Source organism: Aequorivita sp. 609, from assembly GCF_014212065.1.
Classification (GTDB): Bacteria; Bacteroidota; Bacteroidia; order Flavobacteriales; family Flavobacteriaceae; genus Aequorivita; species Aequorivita sinensis.
Genome location: NZ_JACJVM010000012.1, coordinates 23,318 through 38,891 on the forward strand (window position 1 = coordinate 23,318; position 15,574 = coordinate 38,891).

Sequence of the window (15,574 nt, forward strand, 5' to 3'; positions counted from 1 at the left end):
GAATTCAGCTTTTTAGGCCTAAATACGTGATGTATACTGTGGTTTTCAATTCTTGGAACACCTTAATCTTCATCTATTTTACTTATTCTCTGGAAACTTTGTCAATTCCATTAATCTTTTTAAGGTTATCCATCAAGTTGTTAAGGATGGTTCTGTTTTTAACAATAACAATAATTTTCCCTGTGAAAACTCCATCGTCACTATCAAAATGAACACTCTTCATGTCGATATTAAGGTTGTTTGAAATTACCTTGGTAACTTCATTTACAAGTCCAATTGTATCTATACCACTAATGTTAAGAATTGCCTTGAATTCACGTTGAGTAGAATCTACCCATTTAGCAGGCATAATTCTGTAGCTATAATTACTTTGTAATTGTAAAGCGTTAGGGCAGGTGGTTTTATGTACCTTTATTCCGTCGGTTACTGTAACGAATCCAAAAACATCATCCCCAGGAATTGGATTACAACAATTTGCTATTTTGTAATCTAACTTGTCTTCGTTTTTTCCGAATACTAGCTGATCGAACTTTTCAGTAATTTCTTCTTTGTGGACATCTTCTGGCTTGTCTGGCTTTCTGATTTTATTTTTAAAGAAACTGATAAAGGCATTACTTCTGGATGAAGCAAAATCTTTCAACTTTTGGTTGTCGATAATTCCAGCTCCTACACGGTAATACAGATCGAGGCTGGTTTTTACCTTAAAGAATACAACCATTTGATTGATGGTGTTTTCGTCAAGATTTATTTTTAATGATTTTAACTTCCTCGTTAAAATTTCTTTTCCTTCAGCGGCAATTTGTTTCTTTTCGTCTTTTAAAGAAGATTTAATCTTTGATCGCGCACGACCAGTGGTTGCATAGTTTAACCAGTTGGCAGTTGGCTTTGCATTATCAGATGTAATTATTTCAACTTGATCCCCGCTTTTCAATTGATGACTTAGGGGAACTAGTTTTCCATTCACTTTTGTTCCACGAGTATGCATCCCGATTTCGGTGTGAATATGAAAAGAAAAATCTAAAGCAGTTGCGCCCTTTGGAAGGGAGTATAAGTCTCCTTTTGGTGTGAAAACGAAAATCTCTTTTGCGTACAGGTTCAGTTTGAATTCTTCAACAAAATCTACAGCGCTTATTTCTGAATTTTCTAAAGTATCTTGTAATTTATTGAGCCAATTCTCTAAACCACCATCGTCTTTCTCTTTGTTTTTGTATTTGTAGTGCGCTGCGAAACCTTTTTCAGCAATTTCATTCATACGCTCACTTCTAATTTGTACTTCTACCCAACGCCCTTTAGGCCCCATTACGGTAATATGAAGGGCTTCGTATCCTGTTGATTTAGGTGAGGAAATCCAATCGCGCAAACGTATTGGGTTAGGACGGAAATGATCAGTAACTATAGAATATATTTTCCAGGCTAAAAACTTTTCGTTTTCAGGTTTACTCTTGTAGATAATACGAACGGCAAACTTATCGTAAACCTCATCAAAAGTTACGTTTTGAGCCAGCATTTTCCTGCGAATAGAGAAAATAGATTTCGGACGCCCTTTAATATCGTATTCTAATTCTTCGGCATCTAAAGAATTTTTTATAACATTGTTAAAAGCATTGATATAAGCATCTTGCTCTTCTTTGCTTTCTTTAATTCGGCTTAAAATATCGGCGTAAACATCGGGTTCAGTAAACTTAAGACCTAAATCTTCAAGTTCTGTCTTAATGTTATAGAGTCCGATACGATGTGCAAGAGGCGCGTATATATAAAGTGTTTCGGAAGCAATTTTACGCTGTTTATGCGGCGGCATGCTATCCATGGTTTGCATATTATGAAGCCTATCCGCGATTTTAATGATGATTACCCTAATGTCTTCATTTAGAGTAAGCAACATTTTACGGAAGTTTTCTGCTTGCATAGAAACATCTTCCGAAAGTGATATGTGGGCAATTTTTGTAAGTCCATCTACAATGCGAGCAACCACTTTGCCAAACATTTTTTCGATATCCTCTACAGTGTACTTTGTGTCTTCCACAACATCGTGCAAAAGTGCTGCTGCGATAGAGGTGGCGTCTAAACCAATCTCCGAGGCAACAATTTTTGCAACTGCAATAGGATGAAAAATATAAGCCTCACCACTTTTACGGCGTTGCTCTTTATGTGCATCTACAGCAAGGTCGAAAGCGCTGCGAATCAGTTTTTTATCTTCCTTGGTTAAGGTGCGATAACTAATTTTTAGCAACTCTTTATACTGCTTTGCAATTTCTTTTTTTTCTTCTTCTAAGTCTGCTTCTGTCATACATCTAAAAGTATTGAAAAGTATTTAAACGGGCAAAAAAAATAGGGGTTTGTGATGATTATAATTTGAGGATTAGTGTCAATAAAATTCGTAAAATTGAATTGTAATTCTCCTCAAAATTACCCTTTAAATTAAACATAACAATATTAAAAACAAAGAGCCACTCAATGTTGAGTGGCTCTAAATTTAAGGTGTTGTAACTTCTTAGTTCTTAATAACCTTGTATGTCCCTATTTGACCTGCTACAGTTACTTGCATTATGTAAGTTCCAGAGTTTAAATCTGAGATATTAATATCAGAAGTAGTAGCGCCTATTTTAACGTCTTTTACTTTTTGACCTAAAAGGTTAAAAATAGAAACAGACTCTATATTGTTTAAAGATTTTAATGATAGAGAACCGGAAGTTGGGTTAGGAGAAAAATTAAATCCAGCTAACTTATTGTCGTTTACGCCTGCAACAACATCGCCATAAATTAAAAATGGTAATCCTTGTGGAGTAAATGTTCCGCTATCTTCAAGAGCTACCCAGCTGCTAATTGATGCTTGGTATTGTATTGCGTTTCCAGTAGTTGTTTCTCCTAAAATTGCAATTGGTGGAGCCCAAGGTCCAGACGAACCAGAACCTTCAAAAGAGTATTCTATCCAGTAAGTTCCAGCTGCAAGAGAAAGTCCTGGTGTAAGTGCAATTACTGTTTGAATTTGTCTAGATGTATCCCCGATATTGGTTTCTGAATATCTATTAGCTTCAGCGTAAATGGCTTCATCAATAATATTTGTGGTTAAGTCACCCCAGATTACACTTCCTCCAGCACTTGGATCGCCATCGTATACTTGTAAGTAAACAGCAGTTATTGATGGAGCGCTAGAGCCTGTTTGGTAAGCAAATACTTCTATAGAGGTAATTTCTACTGGTTCTGGAAAGATTACGTCATCGGCTACGCTATTTCCACTTCCGAATTGTGCACCCGACCCTAAAGTGTTCATGCCTAAGGTAACAGATTCTAAAAGACTCACGTTTGGATTACCAGCGGTATTCCAATAAGGACCGTTATCGTATAATAAGCCGTTAGGAGCCATATTGTTATAATAGGTTCCCGTAAATGGTATCGAAACATTAGTGTTTCTCGGGCCATTGTTTACAATACCTGCGTTTTCACCAACTGTGGTTGCGCTATTGTTGTAATAGGCAGCAGGTAATTCTACAGTTTGTGCTTGGCTCAAACCGATTGCACAAAATGAAAAAAGTGCTAAAAAAGTAATTTTCTTCATAATAAGGATTTGTTAAAGGGTTATTTAAAATTTAGTTTAATCGTACTAAATGTATTCATAATTAATACATAAACAAATAGTAAATGTGTAAATTTTTAAGATATTATTTAGAGATGTTTTATTTCTATTGTATTTCTTGAATAATAACTCGTATAAGGGGTTATATGGCTGACTATCAAAAAATTACGTTTTTTTAAAATAATTTTTCGTGATTTACATCTTGCTGTATAATAGGTTATTGTTATAGGGTTTAGGTAAAGAAATTGGATAAACGAATCTGGATTGGGTAAGAATATGATGAAAATCGTGTAAAATCTGCTTGATATTGATAGAGATGTTGTATCAATATTTGTTTTTAAGAGGCCTAATTTGAGTAATAATAATGTTAATTAAAGAATATAAAGAAACGCCATTATAATTGTTAGGGTATAATTGAGAGGGTTTTACTTCTTATTTTAAATCCTTTTTTACTCGTGATTTTATCGGAAATAGCTAAATCTATTTAAGACTAAGGGTTAGTTTTAGCTAAGAAATATAATTCCAAATATTTCGATACTTCACTAGTTGAGCATAGGTGTTTTTAATTGGTCTGTTTTCATCTGATGTGAGATTTGGATCTGCTTTCAGTGTTTGTAAAGCGTAAATGCGTGCTATTTTTAAAATTTCGGAGTCTTTTACAATATCTGCGATCCGAAGATTTAATACGCCACTTTGTTGTGTTCCCATCATATCTCCTGGACCGCGAAGTTTTAAATCTACTTCGGCTATTTCAAATCCATCGCTGGTGCGAACCATGGTTTCGAGTCTTGTCTTAGCGTCGGAAGAGAGTTTGTGGCCTGTCATTAATATGCAGTAACTCTGTTCGGCTCCTCGACCTACACGACCTCTCAATTGGTGTAACTGCGAAAGCCCAAAACGTTCAGCGCTTTCAATAATCATTACACTGGCATTTGGAACGTTTACACCAACTTCAATAACAGTGGTGGCAACCATGATTTGAGTTTCGCCTGTAACAAAACGGTTCATTTCATAATCTTTATCTGCAGGTTTCATTTGTCCGTGTACAATAGAAATTTGATATTCGGGCATAGGAAACTCACGAGAAATACTTTCGTATCCGTCCATCAAATCCTTGTAATCCATGCTCTCACTTTCTTGTATTAAAGGGTATACAATATATACCTGTCTGCCCTTTGAAATTTCCTCTTTTATAAAGTGAAAAACCTTCAGTCTATTTGCGTCAAAACGATGGACAGTTTTTATGTCTTTTCTACCGGGTGGAAGCTCATCGATTATACTAATATCTAGGTCGCCATAAACGCTCATTGCAAGGGTGCGTGGAATAGGGGTGGCGGTCATCACAAGTATGTGTGGAGGGTACTCATTTTTATGCCATAATTTGCTTCGCTGTTCAACTCCAAAACGGTGCTGTTCATCCACAATTGCAAGGCCTAAATTTTTAAATTTTACCTTATCTTCGAGAAGCGCATGGGTGCCAATTAAAATGTCTATTTCTCCATTTTCAAGTTTTTCGTGAATTTCTCTTCTCTTTGAAGTTTTAGTTGAACCTGTAAGTAGTTCTATACTGGTGTTCAGTTCTTTACATAATTCAACTAACCCTTGATAATGTTGGACTGACAAAATTTCAGTTGGAGCCATTAGGCAAGCTTGAAAACCATTGTCAAGTGCTATTAACATTGACATTAGCGCAACTATTGTCTTCCCAGAACCTACATCTCCTTGTAAAAGACGATTCATTTGTGCTTTGCTGCCTAAATCGTTGCGAATTTCTTTAATAACTCGCTTCTGAGCATTGGTTAAATCGAAGGGTAAATGTTCGTTAAAAAAGGTGTTGAAATTCTCACCTATTCTATCAAAAGTATAACCTTTAATTTTAGATTTATGTACAAGATTTTTTCGTACCAATTGAAGTTGAATATAGAATAATTCTTCAAACTTTAATCGATATTGGGCCCGTGCTAAATGTGCCTGACTTTTTGGAAAATGCACGTTTAAAAGTGCGTCCTTTTTTGACATTAATTTTAACTGTTCTAAAAGGGGTTTTGAGAGGGTTTCAAAGAAGGCATTTTTACTCTCTAAAAACAACTGTTGCATCAGTCCGTTTATCACCTTATTTGTGATGCCGCTATTACTTAATTTTTCAGAAGAAGGATAGACAGGTTGCATGGCAGATCGAATACTTTTTTCGTGTATTTCGAGCAATTCCATTTCTGGATGTGGCATTGAAAAGTTCCCATTGAAAAAATTCGTTTTACCAAAGATCACGTAAGGAACATTGATTTTTATATTCTCTCTAATCCATTTTACTCCTCTAAACCAAACCAACTCCATTTGTCCGGTTTCATCTCTAAAAGTGGCAACTAGTCTTTTTCCTCGTTTTTGTTCTACTGTTTTTATATGTGTAATTTTCCCAACAATCTGTACTTCAGCATTGGTTTGTTGTAACTGGGAGATTTTATAGTATTGCGTTCTGTCTAAATATCTATTAGGGAAAAGATTTAGCAAATCCTGAAATGTATGAACCCCTAGCTCCTTTTTAAGTAAAGTAGCTCGATTAGGTCCAACGCCTTTTAAGTAATCTATAGGGGTTTGCAAGAAATTTGCATTCATAAAGCTCACTTGATATTATTGAGTAAAACTAAATTAAAATTAAGTTTTGAAAGCTATAATTATATATTTGTTGCTATATTTCAGCTAATTTAAACAATCTATTTAATCAAATACTCTAGAAATTATCATAAACAACCTAGGAAGAATGATTGAGTACTTCATCTTCCCTCAAAACCAATTAATCAATGAAAAAATTCTACATTTTATTTCTGTTGGCAATTGCAATGCAGGTTTCAGCATTTGCACAAACCACATTAGAGCTTTCTACGAGGCTTACGGAAGATTATCCTTTGGAGATGCCTACGTTAAGAGCGTATCCTGTTTATTTGAATGCTGAGGTTGAAGAACCAGATAGCGTTACTGAAGTAACCTTAACTATAAATGGTGAAGAGTTTCCTGCTGAAATAGAAACTGGATTTTATTACTATTTATGGGAGCCTAGTAGTTATGGGAATCACGAAATAGTGATGACGGCAAAAACTGCTCAAGGTGAAGAAACAACCTTAACTCGTAATATTACTGTTACAAATTCAGTAAATTCACAAGTGGTAAGAAGCTTAGAAGATGTAGTAATTGAGTTTACAGGACAAAATGATAGATGGTACTATGGAACGCACACTTTTCCACAGTTTGTAGGTGCTTACAACGATATAAATGCTGTTTTAGAAGTAGAGTGCCCTAATATTCCAGGTGGATGTGATGATTGGGATAGATTAGCATACATAGATATTAAAGCACCAGACGGTAATTGGATTCAACTTATTCGATATATTACTCCGTATCGTGTAGCATGCGACCATGAACTTAACGTTACAGATTATATGTCGTTACTTCAAGGTGAAGTAGAAATTCGTGTGTTTATTGATACTTGGGGAACAGGTGGATGGCAACTTACTCTTGATGCTGAATATACAGCAGGTACGCCTCAATACGCTTACAGCAATGTAGTAGAGGTGTGGGACGATGCCTATTCTTTTGGTGATCCTGCAAACTTACAACCAGTAGAGACTTTTAATGTAGAAATTCCTGCAGGAGTTCAATCTTCACATTTAAGAGTTTCTAATACTGGACACGGTTGGGGAGGAAACAATACTTCCAATGCTGCAGAGTTTTTTAATGCTACGCACTATTTTGATATAAACGGAGAACAAACTTTTACACAAAACCTTTGGAATGCTTGTAACCCAAACCCTGATGGCTGTACAGGTCAACAAGGAACTTGGAGTTATCCTCGTGCTGGATGGTGTCCAGGAGCTATTGCACCACCAGATATTTATGATTTAACTTCTTATATTGGTAGTTCTTTCAATTTGGATTACCGTTTCCATCCTACATATCAAGATTACTGCCATCCTAACAATCCAAACTGTGTTTCAGGGCAAACTTGTGCAGATTGTAACGATGGGTATAATCCACATTACTACGTAGATACCCATATTATAAATAAGAGTAACCACCCGATGGTTTATGGAAATACTTTAGGAATCAATGCTGTAGATAATACTCAGATTTACGATGTGAGTGTTTATCCGAACCCATCTAAAGGTGTATTTCAAATTAATACCTCTTACCCAGAATCTACTACAAGATTAACGGTAAATACAATAGAAGGGAAAACAGTAAAAGCGTATTACTTTAATACTCTTGCAGAACTTAAAAACTTTACGTTTGATGTTACTAGTCTTTCGAGTGGAGTTTATTTTATAAATCTTGAAAATAGTTACGGAACAGGAGTGAAAAGAATTATTTTAGAATAGAATTTTAATTCTCAGACTTTTAAAAAGGTTATTTTTGAATATCAAGAATAACCTTTTTTTTATGCTTTATTTTTTGAATCTTAACACCACCAATTTCTCACAAAGATTTTTGTTTTTACTATTTTTTGTGATTGCAGCTACCTTTAGGTTGCAAGCACAGCAGACCGATGTTGTGGATTTTTTGAAGATTGATGCTTTAATTGAAGCCCATGCTGTTACCAAAAAAGTATCGGGGAAATTTACTGCGACGTTTAATGCTTTAAAAGCAACAGATTCCATTTTTATGGATGCTGTAAATATTCAAATTAATGAGGTTGTAACTGAAGAATTTAAAATTGCATCTAATGAGAAGAAAGTTTGGTTTGTTGGTAATTTCAAAAAAGGAAATACTTACATAGCAGATTTTTATTATGAGATGAAACCAAAACAAACTTTTTATTTTTTTGGGAATGAGATTTGGACACAAGGTCAAGGGAAATACACTTCGCATTGGTTGCCCAGTATAGACGATGTAAACGAAAAGATTGAATTCGATTTAAAAATTAAAGCTCCTAAAAACAAAACTGTAATTGCAAATGGGAGATTAATAGAATTTGATAATTCAGAAAAGCTAAATAGCTGGAGGTTTGATATGAAAGAGCCAATGTCTAGCTATTTAGTAGCTTTAGCAATTGGAGATTACAATAAGATCGAGCTAGTTTCAGATTCTGGAGTTCCAATTGAACTGTACTATAAACCGACCGACTCTATAAAAGTTGAACCCACATATCGATATAGCAAAAAAATATTCGACTTTCTTGAAAATGAAATAGGGGTGCGATACCCTTGGCAAAATTACAAGCAAGTTCCCGTACGTGATTTTTTATATGCGGGCATGGAAAATACCACTGCTACATTTTTTTCAGAAGCATTTATTGTTGATGAAATGGGGTTTACCGATAGAAATTACGTAAACGTTAACGCTCACGAATTGGCACACCAATGGTTTGGAAACTTGGTTACCGCAACGGCAGATAAGCATCATTGGTTGCAGGAAGGTTTTGCAACTTATTACGCGCTGTTAGCAGAAAGAGATGTTTTTGGGGAAGATTATTATTACTGGCAATTGTATCAAACTGCCGAGCAATTAAAAGCAATGAGTGATGAAGGTAAGGGAGAATCGCTATTAAACCCTAAGGCAAGTACACTTACTTTTTATCAAAAAGGTGCGTGGGCATTGCATATTTTACGCGAACGAATAGGGGATGAACCATTTAGACTTGCCGTAAAAAACTATCTCAAAAAGCATAAATTCAAAAATGTAGCTACCGAAGATTTTTTAAAAGAAGTGAAAATGGTTTCTGATGTTGATATTACGGCATTCGAAGCGGACTGGCTGCAACAAACAGCTTTTCAAAGTGAAGATGCTTACCAAGCTTTACTTAAGTCTCCTTTTATTAAAAAGTACTTTGAAGTTTCTGCGTTACGAATGATGCCTTTTTCAGAGAAAAGAAATCAGTTGAGAACCGCACTTACTTTTCCAAACGATTTTATTGGGCAAGAAGCTGTCTATCAGCTGATGGATGAACCAATTTCGGAAACGGTTCAACTTTATAAGAGAGCTTTTGAAAGCAATAACATTTACGTAAGACAAGCAATTGCACTATCGTTACAAACAATTCCAAATGAACTTCAAAAAGAGTATGAAGGACTTTTAAATGATGATTCTTATGTAACCAAAGAAGCTGCTTTATATCAATTATGGATGCAGTTTCCAGAAAAAAGAGAAGAATATTTGAATAGAACGAAAGGCGTAGTTGGATTTCAGAATAAAAATGTAAAGCAATTATGGCTAGCTTTAGCATTAATAACGGAAGGATATAATACTTCTAAAAAGGTTAATTATTTGAATGAGTTGAAGAGCTATAGTGCTTCAGTCTATAGTTTTGAAATTCGCGAAAAAGCGTTTGAATATATTAATGAATTACAACTTTGGGATATTGCAACGCTCAAAAATTTGGCTGAAGCTTGTGTTCATCCCACTTGGCGCTTTTCAAAATCTTCTAAAATATTGATGAAATCTGTAGTGGAAAGCAAATCGTTTAAGAACGAATTAAAAAGTATAGAAAATAATATTTCCAAAGAAGCTGTTGAATACTTGAAAACATTAAAGATATAAAATGAGAGCATTAGTTATTTCGGGAGGAGGAAGTAAAGGAGCATTTGCTGGAGGTGTTGCTCAATACCTTATGGACGAACTTCACGAGGAATACGATCTTTTTGTCGGTACCTCTACCGGTAGCCTACTAATTTCACATTTAGCATTAAATAAAGTAGATAAAATTAGACATGTTTTTACCTCTGTTAATCAAAATAGCATCTTCAATAGTTGCCCGTTTATTATAAAAAAAGACAAGCTAGGAGGGAAGCAGATAGCTATAGATCATTACACGGTTTTAAAAAATTTTATAAAAGGAAAGAAAACCTTTGGAGAAAGTTTAAATCTGCGCAAACTTATTGAAAAGACTTTTACCGAAGATGAGTTTGACATATTGAAAGCTTCATCTAAAGATGTGGTTGTTACCGTTTCCAACCTTTCACTTAATCAGGTTGAATATAAGTCTATATCCGATTTTGATTACAAAGATTTTTTAGATTGGATTTGGATTTCGTCAAACTTCACACCTTTTATGAGTCTTGTGAAAAAGAATGGCTGTGAATATGCAGATGGTGGCTTTGGGAGTATGGTGCCTATTGAAGAAGCTATAAATCGAGGTGCTAAAACTATAGATGTTATAATTCTTGAAACCGAGGTGACCTACTATAACCGATTACCTTCAAAGAATGTTTTTTCGCTTCTTACCAACATGCACACTTTTATGGCCGATAGAATTGAAAAACAAAACATCCGTATAGGGAAGTTTGTAGCCGCTAATAAAGGGGTGATTATTAATATTTATTACACGCCTACTGTGCTAACAACTAATTCCTTAATTTTCGAAAAAGACAAAATGGCTAGTTGGTGGAAACACGGCTATGAGTACGCCCATCACAAAAATGAAGCATTAAGTGAGCTCCGTACTAAAGACAATTAAGCATTAATTAGTCTTCCTTTTCAAATTTCAAAATATAATGGGGGGGAAACCCCCTAATCTTTAAGTGTATTCCCCGATTTTTATGGTTAATGCAATGTTAGTTGTTTATAAATCAATATAATTGAGTTATATTCACTAATCGTATTAAAATCATCTTTTTATATAACCATAACCAAATTTATTATGAAATCAATTTTAAATTATCGATTATCCTTAATTTGTGTTTTTTGTTTGTCTTTATATAGCTGTCACGAAGGCACAACTACTACTGAACCGCCTTACGAAGGACCTCCTAAAGGACATATTATTACTGTAGAACGTGCTCAAGAAATGTATGACTCTTATTCTCAACGACGAGTTTCAATTATAAAAAAATACGAAGACAGTATTAAACCTACACCAGAGTCATTTGGGGCAACACGATATGCAGAATTCGACCTAGCTACTATTAAACAATATATAGCTTTTATAGAACACGAAGCTAATAGAGCTAAAGTTGACGTAAGTACTTTGCGATTTTACTTATCTAATTATCCAAATAGCAATAATTATCCAAATGGTGATGCTGTAAAATACCCTAGACAAAACAGCATTTTCGTTGTGCCAACTATGAATCATAATGGAGAAAACGTCGGTTTTTCGATAGAAGAATTAGAAGGTAAATATTCAGCTGTGCCTATCAGAAAAAGGGACGGCGGTAATAATGATAATAATGGAGTAGTGAATGAAGCTGGTTTTTTATCTTCAAATACTACTACACTTCAAGTTAATACCACAAGTTTAATACTTAATGACGGAACAATAATGCCCCCACCAATACTTGGTTCCAACGACTTTGGAGACAATAACTAATATAATTTAAGTTTTGTGGAGGCAGTAGTAAAACCCCTTGAATATATATTCTTGACTTTATACTTGGTTGTATTTGTCATCTCTTTAATTCGTTTTCCGCTTTATAAAGATTCTCCTCTAAAATATTTTCCGCTAATTTTGTTATTTACAGTAATTACGGAGTTTTTAGGGGGGTATATCAGAGATTTTATCGGTACATCGAATTTGATAATCTTCAATATTTATTACTTTTTTTACTTCACCTTATTTCATTATGTGTTTCTAAAAGCTATCGAAGAAGCGCATTTTAAGAAATATATAAAGGTGGGGATAGTTTTATTTTGGATATCTTATCTTCGAGATATACTATTAGTGGATATTTTCAATTATTCGTTTATTGCCTCCTATATAGTGGGTGCAGGAGTATTGATTTTCTGTATAATTCTATACTATATAAGCGTTTTACAATCTTCATTAGTTTTAGTAATCAAAAACGATTTGCTATTTTGGGTAAGCGTCGGCTTGTTTTTGTTTTATATAGGATATCTTCCTATAAAAATTATGAGAACATTGTTTTTTGACCTTACAAAATTTTATTTAATCTTACTTATCATTCAGTTTTCACTTATTATTGTGATGTATTTGTTTTTTCTTATCGGATTTATATGGATGAAAAAGAGATAATCGTACTAATGGCAATTGCGATACCTGTGACTTTGGTTATCATAGTTATTGTGCTTTTTAGTGTGTTCTCGAACAGAAAAAATAAATTACTTAAAGAACAAGAAGAAGCAAAAAAGTCATTTGAGCGCGAATTAGCTGAGTCGCAAATTGAAATGCGAGAAGAAACATTAAGAAACATTAGCTGGGAATTACACGACAACATTGGCCAACTAATGACCTTAGCCAAAATACAATCTCAGTTAGCTGTAGATAAACCTGAGTTATTGCCAGAGGTCTCCGATACCATTGGCCAAGGAATTGACGAACTTAGATCGCTTTCCAAATTGATAAACCCGGAAGCGTTAAAAAGCTTGAGTTTAGTAGAAGCTATTACTCTTGAAATAGAACGATTTAATAGATTGAAATTCATAACTTCAACTTTAGAAGTAAATGGAGCAGTCGTTCCTTTAGAAAGTAACATACAAGTTATCTTATTTAGAATACTACAAGAATTCTTCTCGAACACCATTAAACATTCTAAAGCTTCTAACTTAACAGTAACGCTCGATTATACAGATAGCCAATTGACAATTTGTGCAAAAGACGACGGTATTGGGTTTGATGATAACGATGTGTTTTTAGGTATCGGTCTAAAAAACATGAAAACTCGTGCTAAACTTATTAATTCAACTTTATCTATTAATTCGGAAAGAGAACAAGGGACTACTTTGCATTTAAATTATAACTTTACATAATTTAAGTTTGTAAGTGTAATTCTTAATTCCAAAATTTATGAAGTATTCGGTTGTAGTAGTAGATGATCATTATTTGCTTTCTCAAGCCATAGGAGGAATGGTTCAGGGGTTTGAGAAGTTTGATGTGCTTTACTTATGTAAAAATGGGCAGGAATTATTGGATAAACTAAAAGAGCCGAATAATATCCCAGATATAGTTTTGATGGATATTAAAATGCCTATTTTGAATGGTATTGAAACCACAGAAATTATTAATAAGGAATATCCTAATCTAAGAGTTCTAGCGCTTTCTATTGAAGAAAATGAATATACTATATTAAAAATGTTGCGTGCTGGTGCGCGTGGATATCTACTAAAAGACACCAAAAAAGAAATCCTTGAAGAAGCTTTAACAAAAGTAATTGAAGAAGGAAGCTACTACACAAATAACGTTTCTAAAATCCTTACAGGTTCACTAGAAAATGACGTAAGAACTGAAATTAAAGATAGAGAACTGGAGTTTATAAAATTAGCTTGTACCGAAATGAACTATAGAGAAATTGCAGATATTATGTGTTGCAGTTACAAAACAGTAGAAGGGTATCGAGATTCTCTGTATAGAAAGTTAGGAATTAAGAATAGAATAGGTCTTGTGCTTTTTGCAATTCACCACAATCTATTTACACCTTAAAATAGTTCAGACACTTCTTTTTTAACGTATCCGATTGCTTTTTGTGAAGGAGAAACCTCTTCCATAAATTGTTGTAATAAATATTCTCTCATTTTATCCACATCCCCATCCTTCACGTGCATATTTCCTTGTCTAATAATGTTTATAGTAGCGTTTTTAGCCGCTTTTACAACATTCCAGCATTCAACACTTACGTAAACTTGCTGCGTTAAGTTATGGTCAAATTCCTGCTCAATATTTCGCACTAATAGCTTCTCATATTCATCCTTAGCATCCGAAAATGGTTTTACACGTACCAGCAACTTATTTAAATCTATACGCTCTAAAAACAAAGTAAGGCGTTCGTAAGCTTGTAAACGAAGCGGTAACACCTGCTTTTGAGCTTCCTTTTGAATTAAATACCTGCGCCTTCCTTCTTCATTGGCAGTATGTCCTTTAAAAAAATAATATGCCACAACACCTACTACAGCAGCAGGGAGTAAATAGGCAAAATAACTTATAATTTGTGTTGCTTCGTTCATAGTGTTTTTTTAATCACAACAAACTTAATTGTTTTATGAAAATTGGCAAGAGATATAATGTTATAAAAATGCCTCAGGTTTTACTTTTTTTAAATTTATAAATATTGATTAAACTTGTTAAAACAAATATTATGAGATATCTATTAATAACTCTTACAATTTGCATAGGGTTAATGCTAGGTTGTAATTCGAAAAATAATAGTAAAACTGAATTTGTAACTTCTGAAGAAATAATAGCAGAAGAGCAGAATTCAAATTCTGAAGCTCAAGAATATATTGAAGAAGCAAATCATTTAGAATACGACCCCTCTGAAACATTGTACTTTAGTCACGCTTTCATCTATAAATATACCGATGAAGATGAATTGAAAGAATTTTGGCTGTATCACAATCCCGAAAATGGACAATTGCTATATGTGCCAGAAGATGAAATGATAGATTTCGTTATAAGTGACCCTGATGGTAATTATTACTTCTTTGGAAATGACGGTCACGGCAATGATATGGTTGATGCTCAATTTGTTGAATGGGTTGCCAATCCTGAATTTTATGATGAAAATGAAACTTATCCAATTTCAGACCAATACGTAAAGCTGATTCCTACAGGAAAGAAAAAAGTACTAAATGAATACTCTAAAATAGATGGAAAAGAAATTATTTCAGAAGAGTATAAATGGGAGTTTACTAAAATGAAAGGGAAGCAGTCTACATTTATCACGAATATGATTCCCATTAATTTTTATCAGGTATATGGATTTAATAAATTAGAAGGTGATATATCGCTGCCGTACTCTTCTTTAGACTTTGTAGGAGTATTTGGTAAAAATCAAACCATAACTGAATTTAAATCTGGAACAACTAAAGTTGAACTCTTATCCTACGAATTTAACCCTTATTTTGTTGAAGCTGCCAACTATCAATATGCTGAGCAACTGCCAAACGGAGATTGGCAAGAGAAAGCTTTACCGCTTTTAAAACCAAAAAAATAATAGGTAATTAGGAATACTGAAAGTTACACTAGTATTTCTCTAGAAATATATATTAATCACGAACTAAGGGCCTTCCTCAAAGGGTGACTTTTTTTTGTTTATAATTTGACTGACATTTTCGGGTTTA

11 protein-coding genes are annotated in these 15,574 nt (G+C 34.0%); 7 read left to right on the plus strand and 4 right to left on the minus strand.

Annotated features, from left to right (window positions below; genetic code table 11):
- Positions 1–82 precede the first annotated feature (82 nt).
- The 3 genes from H4O20_RS05700 to recG all read right to left on the minus strand — a co-directional run bounded on the left by H4O20_RS05700 (position 83) and on the right by recG (position 6,187).
- Positions 83–2,287 (minus strand): bifunctional (p)ppGpp synthetase/guanosine-3',5'-bis(diphosphate) 3'-pyrophosphohydrolase, encoded by a 2,205-nt coding sequence (locus H4O20_RS05700; RefSeq protein WP_185098561.1) that lies wholly within the window; start codon positions 2,285–2,287, stop codon positions 83–85.
- Positions 2,288–2,491: 204 nt separating this feature from the next.
- The gene (locus H4O20_RS05705; protein ID WP_139854992.1) at positions 2,492–3,556 is read right to left on the minus strand and encodes a T9SS type A sorting domain-containing protein; all 1,065 of its coding nucleotides are present in this window, start codon (positions 3,554–3,556) and stop codon (positions 2,492–2,494) included.
- Between the two features lie 525 nt (positions 3,557–4,081).
- Complete coding sequence (recG, locus tag H4O20_RS05710) at positions 4,082–6,187, minus strand: ATP-dependent DNA helicase RecG (protein ID WP_185098562.1); 2,106 nt, start codon at positions 6,185–6,187, stop codon at positions 4,082–4,084.
- A 185-nt stretch (positions 6,188–6,372) separates the two neighbouring features.
- Between recG and H4O20_RS05715 the strand changes: the two genes are divergently transcribed.
- From H4O20_RS05715 to H4O20_RS05740, 6 genes are all read left to right on the plus strand, one after another.
- A complete protein-coding gene (locus H4O20_RS05715; protein WP_139854990.1) occupies positions 6,373–7,944 on the plus strand; it encodes a peptide-N-glycosidase F-related protein in 1,572 nt (523 codons plus the stop codon).
- Positions 7,945–8,053: 109 nt separating this feature from the next.
- Positions 8,054–10,102, plus strand: coding sequence for a M1 family metallopeptidase (locus H4O20_RS05720; protein ID WP_260402641.1), 2,049 nt, complete (start codon positions 8,054–8,056; stop codon positions 10,100–10,102).
- 1 nt (position 10,103) lies between these two features.
- Positions 10,104–11,018, plus strand: coding sequence for a patatin family protein (locus H4O20_RS05725; RefSeq protein ID WP_185098564.1), 915 nt, complete (start codon positions 10,104–10,106; stop codon positions 11,016–11,018).
- Between the two features lie 183 nt (positions 11,019–11,201).
- Positions 11,202–11,870 carry a hypothetical protein gene (locus H4O20_RS05730; RefSeq protein ID WP_185098565.1) on the plus strand — a complete coding sequence of 223 codons (669 nt, stop codon included), beginning with the start codon at positions 11,202–11,204 and terminating at the stop codon, positions 11,868–11,870.
- 644 nt (positions 11,871–12,514) lie between these two features.
- Positions 12,515–13,267: a sensor histidine kinase gene (locus H4O20_RS05735; RefSeq protein ID WP_246051392.1), complete on the plus strand. Its 753-nt coding sequence runs from the start codon at positions 12,515–12,517 to the stop codon at positions 13,265–13,267.
- 37 nt (positions 13,268–13,304) lie between these two features.
- Positions 13,305–13,937, plus strand: coding sequence for a response regulator transcription factor (locus H4O20_RS05740; protein ID WP_185098566.1), 633 nt, complete (start codon positions 13,305–13,307; stop codon positions 13,935–13,937).
- Here H4O20_RS05740 and H4O20_RS05745 read toward each other — a convergent pair.
- A complete protein-coding gene (locus H4O20_RS05745; RefSeq protein WP_185098567.1) occupies positions 13,934–14,458 on the minus strand; it encodes a hypothetical protein in 525 nt (174 codons plus the stop codon). The genes H4O20_RS05740 and H4O20_RS05745 overlap by 4 nt on opposite strands.
- A 131-nt stretch (positions 14,459–14,589) precedes the next feature.
- Here H4O20_RS05745 and H4O20_RS05750 point away from each other — a divergent pair, with 131 nt between their 5' ends.
- The gene (locus H4O20_RS05750) at positions 14,590–15,447 is read left to right on the plus strand and encodes a hypothetical protein (RefSeq protein ID WP_185098568.1); all 858 of its coding nucleotides are present in this window, start codon (positions 14,590–14,592) and stop codon (positions 15,445–15,447) included.
- Positions 15,448–15,574: the final 127 nt, after the last annotated feature.